This is a genomic window from Thermodesulfobacteriota bacterium (assembly GCA_039028315.1).
Classification (GTDB): domain Bacteria; phylum Desulfobacterota_D; class UBA1144; order Nemesobacterales; family UBA2774; genus CR02bin9.
In genome coordinates, this window is sequence record JBCCIH010000140.1 from 1 (window position 1) to 6,696 (window position 6,696).

Here is a 6,696-nt window from a genome sequence, read left to right on the forward strand (position 1 = left end):
GGACGGTTGGTTTGATACAGGGGATGTTCTTAAGGCGGACGAAGACGGCTATTTGCACTTTGTTAGCCGTAAAAAGCAAATTATTGTGCATGATGGATCTAATATAAGTCCGGTTGAGGTAGAGGAGTCCCTCTTAGAGCACAAGTCAGTAGAGCTTGCAGGCGCAGTTGGTGTGCACGATGTTATGCACGGAGAGAACGTGCGAGCTTTTATAACATTAAAACAAGGCTCTGAGGTGCCCAAAATATTTGACCTGATCCTGTTCTCACGCAAGCGAATAGGCTACAAAGCGCCGGAAGACATAGTTATTTTAGAAGAAATGCCACTTAACCCTACAGGGAAGATAGATCGGGTTAGTCTAAAAAAGTTGGCCGAAGAAAAGCACGGGCATAGGTAGTTCGGCACTCCAAAAATATAAGTATTCCTATATATTTACATTGACATCAGTCTAGAAATTGATTAGTGTGGTGAATATTGACCTTTTGGCGGGGGATAATATTTAAATCACTATAACTCATACCAAACAAACAAAATATTTCAGCAATTTATTCAAACGAACATTCAAAAGAACACTGATTTATTCAAAAGGAGGTCGTAAGATGAATAGTAAATTCTTCGGAAGTAAATGGCTTGTGATGCTTCAAATAGTTATAGCCGCATCGATTTTTATGTTTATGCCTGCTGATGCATTCTCGCAGAAAAAGAAGGACCCTAGGTGCAGATTTAGGAATCCTGATACAAACAGGATTTTTAAATACAGATGTGATCGGTTCCAATCTAAAGGCGATATAGACTCTATAACTCCACAGCTAAAGATAATTAGCCCTTTGCCAGGAGAAGAGATTGATTACTCTGCGCTCGCAGAGGCGGATCTCACAGATCTGCAGGGAAACCCGATAACAGTAAAACTTCTCCCGATAACAATTGTGATAAGCCCGGCATCAGAATATACAGTTGATTTTACCGCTGCAACAAATGCTGCCACTGAGTATGCCTTTGAGCCTCAAGTTGATGGAGTTGGCCACGCTCATGCATATGTTGGGCCTGATATTGATACTGTGAATCTGGGCGATACTGACGGTGACGGAGTAGATGAGTACAGTGTGGGTTTTGTAGGACAGAACAACCGCTCCGATTTTGCTGGTGGATTCTGCGTATTCCGTGAACCTGCAGATCAGGAAAATGGATACCAGCTTTTAACCACTAACTGCCCGCTCTGGCAATTTGGCGAAGACATCGTTGAAGGAGCTCCGTATAGAGTAATTGTTGATACAACTGAGAATTCACATGGCCCTAGAATCAAGGCACATCCAAGAGATATGCCCTCTGGGGATAAACAGGTAATTACATTTATTAACGTATCTGAATAAACAATTCAATCTTGAAAATATTTCAAACGGGGGCTCATATCAAATGTGCTCCCGTGTTTATTTAAAGACTTGTTCCATTCTCTATGTTCTTTAGTTAGGATGTATCTAGATTATAAAGGCGGGAGGCCGTTATTATGTCAGCTACATCCTTTGATCCTCAACAGATATTCTCACCACAAGTTAGCCATGGCGGTATCGTTGCAAAGGTACTAAACAGCCCACATAAATATATCCAAGCCCCTGGAGCGCTTCATAACCTTGGACTATATCTAAAACTTTTAAATTCTAGACATACGGCAACTGTTATAACCTCCGGCGGCGAAAATAGATTTGGTCAGGTAATATCTGACAGCCTTTCAAAATCGAGTATTTCCGACACAAGAATAATTTTCCAAGGCGAATCTACACTAGCTGAGATTGAGCGCATAACTGGTGAATTAGAAAATAGTAATGACCCTATCGATGCCATCGTTGCAATTGGAGGAGGAAAGTGTATTGATACTGGAAGGGCTGTCGCTTACCGGATGTCACTGCCATCTATAATATGCCCTACAACTGCTTCAACTGACGCTCCATGTTCTGCACTTTCTGTAATCTACAACGAGAGCGGAGAATTTATAGAAGCAGATTTTTACCCTCTTAACCCTACGTTGGTAGTAGTGGATACAAAAATTGCAGCACAAGCACCTTATAGATATATAGTTTCAGGCCTGGGCGACGCCATGGCCACGTGGTATGAAGCCCGTACATGCTTTGAAAATCCGGACTCATTTTCATTAATAGGAACCCGCCCGACCCTTGTAGGATTGGCAATAGCCGAGTTATGTGCAAAAACGCTATATGAAAATGCACTAGATGCAATTGCTGCAGTCAAAAATAATCAAGTAAATGATGCCGTTGAGAAAATTGTTGAAGCCAACACTCTGATGAGCGGGATAGGTTTTGAGAGCTGCGGTGTTGCGGCCGCCCATGCAATAGGGCAGGGGTTTAATTCGTTCCCAGAAATTGATAAAAAGTATCTCCATGGTGAGATGGTAGCTTTTGGCCTGATTGCACATCTTTTATTGGAGGACAGGTACGATGAGGCTGAAAAAGCGGCCACTTTTTTTGCAAAAGTAGGTCTCCCCGTACATCTGGGCCAGCTTTCGTTTGAAAACCCCACTATAGAAGAACGTAAGAAACATGCACAAGCGGCTCTTGCAATACCAATCATACAAAATGAGCCATTTGAAGTAACAGAGCGGATGGTAATAGACATTGTAGATCATGCAGATAAATTTGGCCGCATGATATCTAAAGATATTGGAGATGAGCCTTACCATAGCATTCACAGCGATTAATTTGCGTAAATATAAATCCCTTTGTATATGTTATAATAGCAATAATATTCAAAGAGGAGGAAGGTAAAAATGGTCTTGGTAAATAGGTGCTTTACTATCTTAATTTTGGCGCTATTAACGATAAGTTTTTCAGTTATAGCAGCTACTCAAAGTGTTTATGCCCAGTCTTGCGCTGTTGAAGTAATTAAAAATGCTGACCCTGAAGACAACACACCTTTTAGTTTTACTTCAGTTGTGCTAGGTTCACCTGAAGACTTTATACTTACTGATCCAGATAACAACTCAATGGAAGTTTTATTAGGGTTAGATGAGTCAACTATAACAGAGAATGTGCCCGAAGGTTGGACACTTTCGAGCATTGAATGTGAAATAGAGCAGGGAGATGAATTTCTTATAGAGGTATCTGTAAGTGGTCCCACTGTTAACATTAATTGTCTGGACAGTTTTGGAAGAGCTTCTTGTGTATTCAATAATGTTGTAGCTCCAAAAAATGTTCCAACTCTATCTCACTTGGGAATGCTCGCTTTAGCTATTGGTATCGGTGTTATAGGATATTTTATAGTTCGAAGAAGAGCTGCTGCATAGTAAATTCTTTTACAAATTCTTAAAAAATGAAAAATAGTGGGCTTTGCATACTCGCAGAACGCCCCTATGGTGCTATATTTCGTATAATTCTTGGAAACAATTAAAACTATCTTGCATACGAGCGTTCGCTTGTGGTATATAATTTTATAGGACGGTAGGTCGTTCATAACACAACATAATCTATATATAAAGGGGGTTTTCCGATGAGGCATTTCCCAGTTCTATTGTTACTAGTAACTCTTTCTCTAGTAGGTGTGGACTCAAATGCGCAAACCACTCAGCAGTGGTTAGACAGCGATAGAAGCAAAATCAGTGAGCTTGAACAACATCTTACCTTTCCAACTCAAATTAATATAACTGTAAGACAAGACCAGGTTGTAAGAGTTACAGGGGGAGCTCGAAGGCACTCAAACCCTTCTCAAAATATAGATGAGATCTTGGTTACGAAGTTCGTTGGAAACTTCGAGTGTCAAGATAAAGTAGGCACAAATAGACCTGGGAATTATGTGGACACTCATGAACTCAAAGGTTTTTGGTTTGGAAGCAAAAACACAATGAAAAGTGCTAAAAACTACAATGGTTATGCAGCAATAGCGCAGGCCACAGATAATACGGACAGAAAGATACTTGATACCGCTGAGCTTGTAGAGTCATGTGAAGGGTCCTTATTTCCTGATGGGGAGGTTACGACTGTTTCAATAACTCAGCCCATAGCCTTGGGTGCTTGGTGCACAGGTGATAAGGAAGCCTCGGGTTTAGCGCTTGATTTCTCTCTCGTAGTCTATGAAGCAATAAATACGGACTCTTTTAGAATAAATTTAACTTGTGATAAACGCTTAATTAAAGCAAGAAGGATGCAAAGAAGAACATCTGATGGAAGGTATATTCACAGATGTCCTGAGGGCACTCATATTAACGGTACCCATAATAATGTGGCCTATACAAAAACTACAAAACCTAGATATTGCAGAAACTCTGAGCTTGCTATAAAGGTCAAAAAAGAGCCCACGGAGCCAGAGGCTTTAACTGTATATGAGGTGCATTGCCCTGACGGTTTTTATGTAAAAAACTCTGATCTCAAATATTCTCTCTCAACAAAGAGATATCCGCCGGGGGACTATCTTTGCTTTCCCTATAAATACACTTGGACTCAAAAGAAAGGTTAAAACTAATTCAATCTAGTGTGGAGGTGAAATATGAGAAGTAAATATCTAAAACTATCGGTGCTTGCGGTTTTGATGTTAAGTTTTGTTGCGGTAGGGTGTTCTGAGGAGACATGTAAAGGACTTTTGGCTCAGCTTCAATCTTTACAAAATCAGATAATTTCTATTGCAAATGAAAGAATGAAGGTTGATGCAAAAGGTGATGATATGGGAAGGGCGGTTGAACTCTATCAGCAGGAGATGAATGCGAGAAGAAACTTTTCAGAGACTGCAGAGAGGTACATAGCTCGAGGCTGTCAAGAAAAAACAGGTGATGTTCCTTCAATTCCACCTATGAACCCGGCAACAGAAATAGAGTTGCCCTAAATCATATTAAATCTCAAAATAGGGAGCTAGGAACTCACGTTCTGAATAGCTCCCTTTTTTATGAACAAATTCGAGTCTAGCAGTGTTTGAAATAAATAATTAATAAATGTATATTTTCGTCCTGTATGAATCGTTTTGTTGCATTGCTTTTTCTAATTTTGTTTCCGATAATTGTATTTGCACAGTCTGATGCAGAATTCTACAACAGGGCTATTTCTAAGCTAAAGATCGGTGATTTAAAAGGAGCACTTGAGGATTTTAATCAATCTATAAAGCTGGATCCGGATTATGCGCCAGCATATACCAACCGTGGGGCTATTAAATACAACCTAGGAGATACAAAAGGCGCCCTTAGTGACCTAAACAAAGCAATTGAGCTCGATCCCAATGATGCTAAAGCATATAGCAATAAAGCTGCCATCCTAAATGATCTTGGAAACTACGAGCAGGCTTTAATAGATGCTACTAAGTCAACAAAGCTAGACGCTAATTACTCAAAAGCATATAGCAATAGAGGAGTGGCATATAGCGGTTTGGGTAAGAGTGATCAAGCAATAAAAGATTTTGAACAAGCCCTTGTACTAAATCCTAATAACGTTGAGGCGTACTATAATTTGGGCACAGAGAACGGTGTTATAGGGGATAGCAAGTCAGCCGTAAAATACTTAAGTAAAGCGGTAGAACTTAACCCCAACAATATAGATGCTTACTATAACCTGGGCCTGAATTATGATAAGTTGGGTGATCAATCAAATGCCCTTAAGAGTTACGATAAAACAATAGTCTTAAACCCTAATTATTATAAGTCATATGTTAACAGGGGACTTGTTAAGTTTGAACTGGGAGATATCAAGGGTTCTCTTGATGATTATGATAGAGCAATTGAGATTAAGCCCAGCTATCAGGCTTACTATAGTAGAGGCATCAGCAACGCAAAACTAGAAAACTATCAGGATTCGGTAAATGATTATACAAAAGCTTTGGAGCTTAATCCAGATCTGCTTCTTGCCTACATAAAAAGAGGCGTTGATAAGGCTAGGCTAGATGACTACACTGGCGCGCTAAGTGATTTTGAAAAGGCAATTGAGCTTGAACCTGGGTATGCTCCGGCATATTTCAACATGGCTATCATAAACATCAATAATGGCCAAAATGATATTGCTTGTAAAAATCTATATAAATCTAAACAACTAGGTTTTAATCAGAGCGAAAAATTGATTAAAGAGTACTGCTCGGAATAATTTGTTATACACTTCTAACTTTATTTATTATTAATTAACTCGCAGCCTCTTTGGAATCCTCAATGATTTCCTTTGAAATCATGCTGGCAAAATAGTAAATACGTCCAATAAGCTCCACAAACTGGCTCTCAACCCGATAAAGTACAGCCCTGTCAGGATCGTCACTCAAAAGCCTTTCACCAAGGTGCTCGATCATGCTATCAGCTAGCCTATCGACCTCAGATTTCATATCAACAACCTTCCATGCGAGATCGCTATCATCCTTATCAACAGCTTTAAGCGAAAGATCAAAACTTTCTCTAACCTTAGAAGAGTAGGGCATAAATTTGTTAAGAGTTTCCTCACTTATTTTAAATCCGCGGTCTATTCTCTCTTTGCCGATAGAAACCATATTTACGGAAATAGTTTCACCTATGTGCTGAAGGTTAGATACAATTGTGCCAAGTGCCTCAAGTCTTTTGGTCTCCGAATCGGTCATCTCCATTGAATATAGTTTTCTGGCGTAGTCAGTAATAGAGTCATGAAGCATTCTAAGCTCGAGCTCACGAGAGACCAATTTCTCCAGATCTTCCTTAGTACCTGAGAGGACAGCCGGTCTAGCCATATTGGTAAGCCCTTCAATAAATCCCCC

The 6,696-nt window shown here is 39.9% G+C and carries 8 protein-coding genes; 7 read left to right on the forward strand and 1 reads right to left on the reverse strand.

All coding sequences use genetic code 11. The features are described from left to right. From AAF462_08880 to AAF462_08910, 7 genes are all read left to right on the forward strand, one after another. Nucleotides 1-397 (forward strand): long-chain fatty acid--CoA ligase (locus AAF462_08880; GenBank protein ID MEM7009231.1); only part of this gene is annotated, 397 nt, incomplete at its 5' end. 202 nt (nt 398-599) lie between these two features. Next, complete coding sequence (locus tag AAF462_08885) at nt 600-1,370, forward strand: hypothetical protein (protein ID MEM7009232.1); 771 nt, start codon at nt 600-602, stop codon at nt 1,368-1,370. 134 nt (nt 1,371-1,504) lie between these two features. Beyond that, the gene (locus AAF462_08890; protein MEM7009233.1) at nt 1,505-2,710 is read left to right on the forward strand and encodes a glycerol dehydrogenase; all 1,206 of its coding nucleotides are present in this window, start codon (nt 1,505-1,507) and stop codon (nt 2,708-2,710) included. A gap of 69 nt (nt 2,711-2,779) precedes the next feature. Beyond that, nucleotides 2,780-3,295: a hypothetical protein gene (locus AAF462_08895; protein ID MEM7009234.1), complete on the forward strand. Its 516-nt coding sequence runs from the start codon at nt 2,780-2,782 to the stop codon at nt 3,293-3,295. Nucleotides 3,296-3,498: 203 nt separating this feature from the next. After that, complete coding sequence (locus tag AAF462_08900) at nt 3,499-4,461, forward strand: hypothetical protein (protein ID MEM7009235.1); 963 nt, start codon at nt 3,499-3,501, stop codon at nt 4,459-4,461. Between the two features lie 30 nt (nt 4,462-4,491). Further along, the gene (locus AAF462_08905; protein ID MEM7009236.1) at nt 4,492-4,824 is read left to right on the forward strand and encodes a hypothetical protein; all 333 of its coding nucleotides are present in this window, start codon (nt 4,492-4,494) and stop codon (nt 4,822-4,824) included. Between the two features lie 125 nt (nt 4,825-4,949). Beyond that, nucleotides 4,950-6,065: a tetratricopeptide repeat protein gene (locus AAF462_08910; protein ID MEM7009237.1), complete on the forward strand. Its 1,116-nt coding sequence runs from the start codon at nt 4,950-4,952 to the stop codon at nt 6,063-6,065. A 34-nt stretch (nt 6,066-6,099) separates the two neighbouring features. Here the strand turns inward: AAF462_08910 and AAF462_08915 are convergent. Continuing rightward, a partial coding sequence (locus tag AAF462_08915; GenBank protein MEM7009238.1) for a PhoU domain-containing protein occupies nt 6,100-6,696 on the reverse strand: 597 nt, incomplete at its 5' end.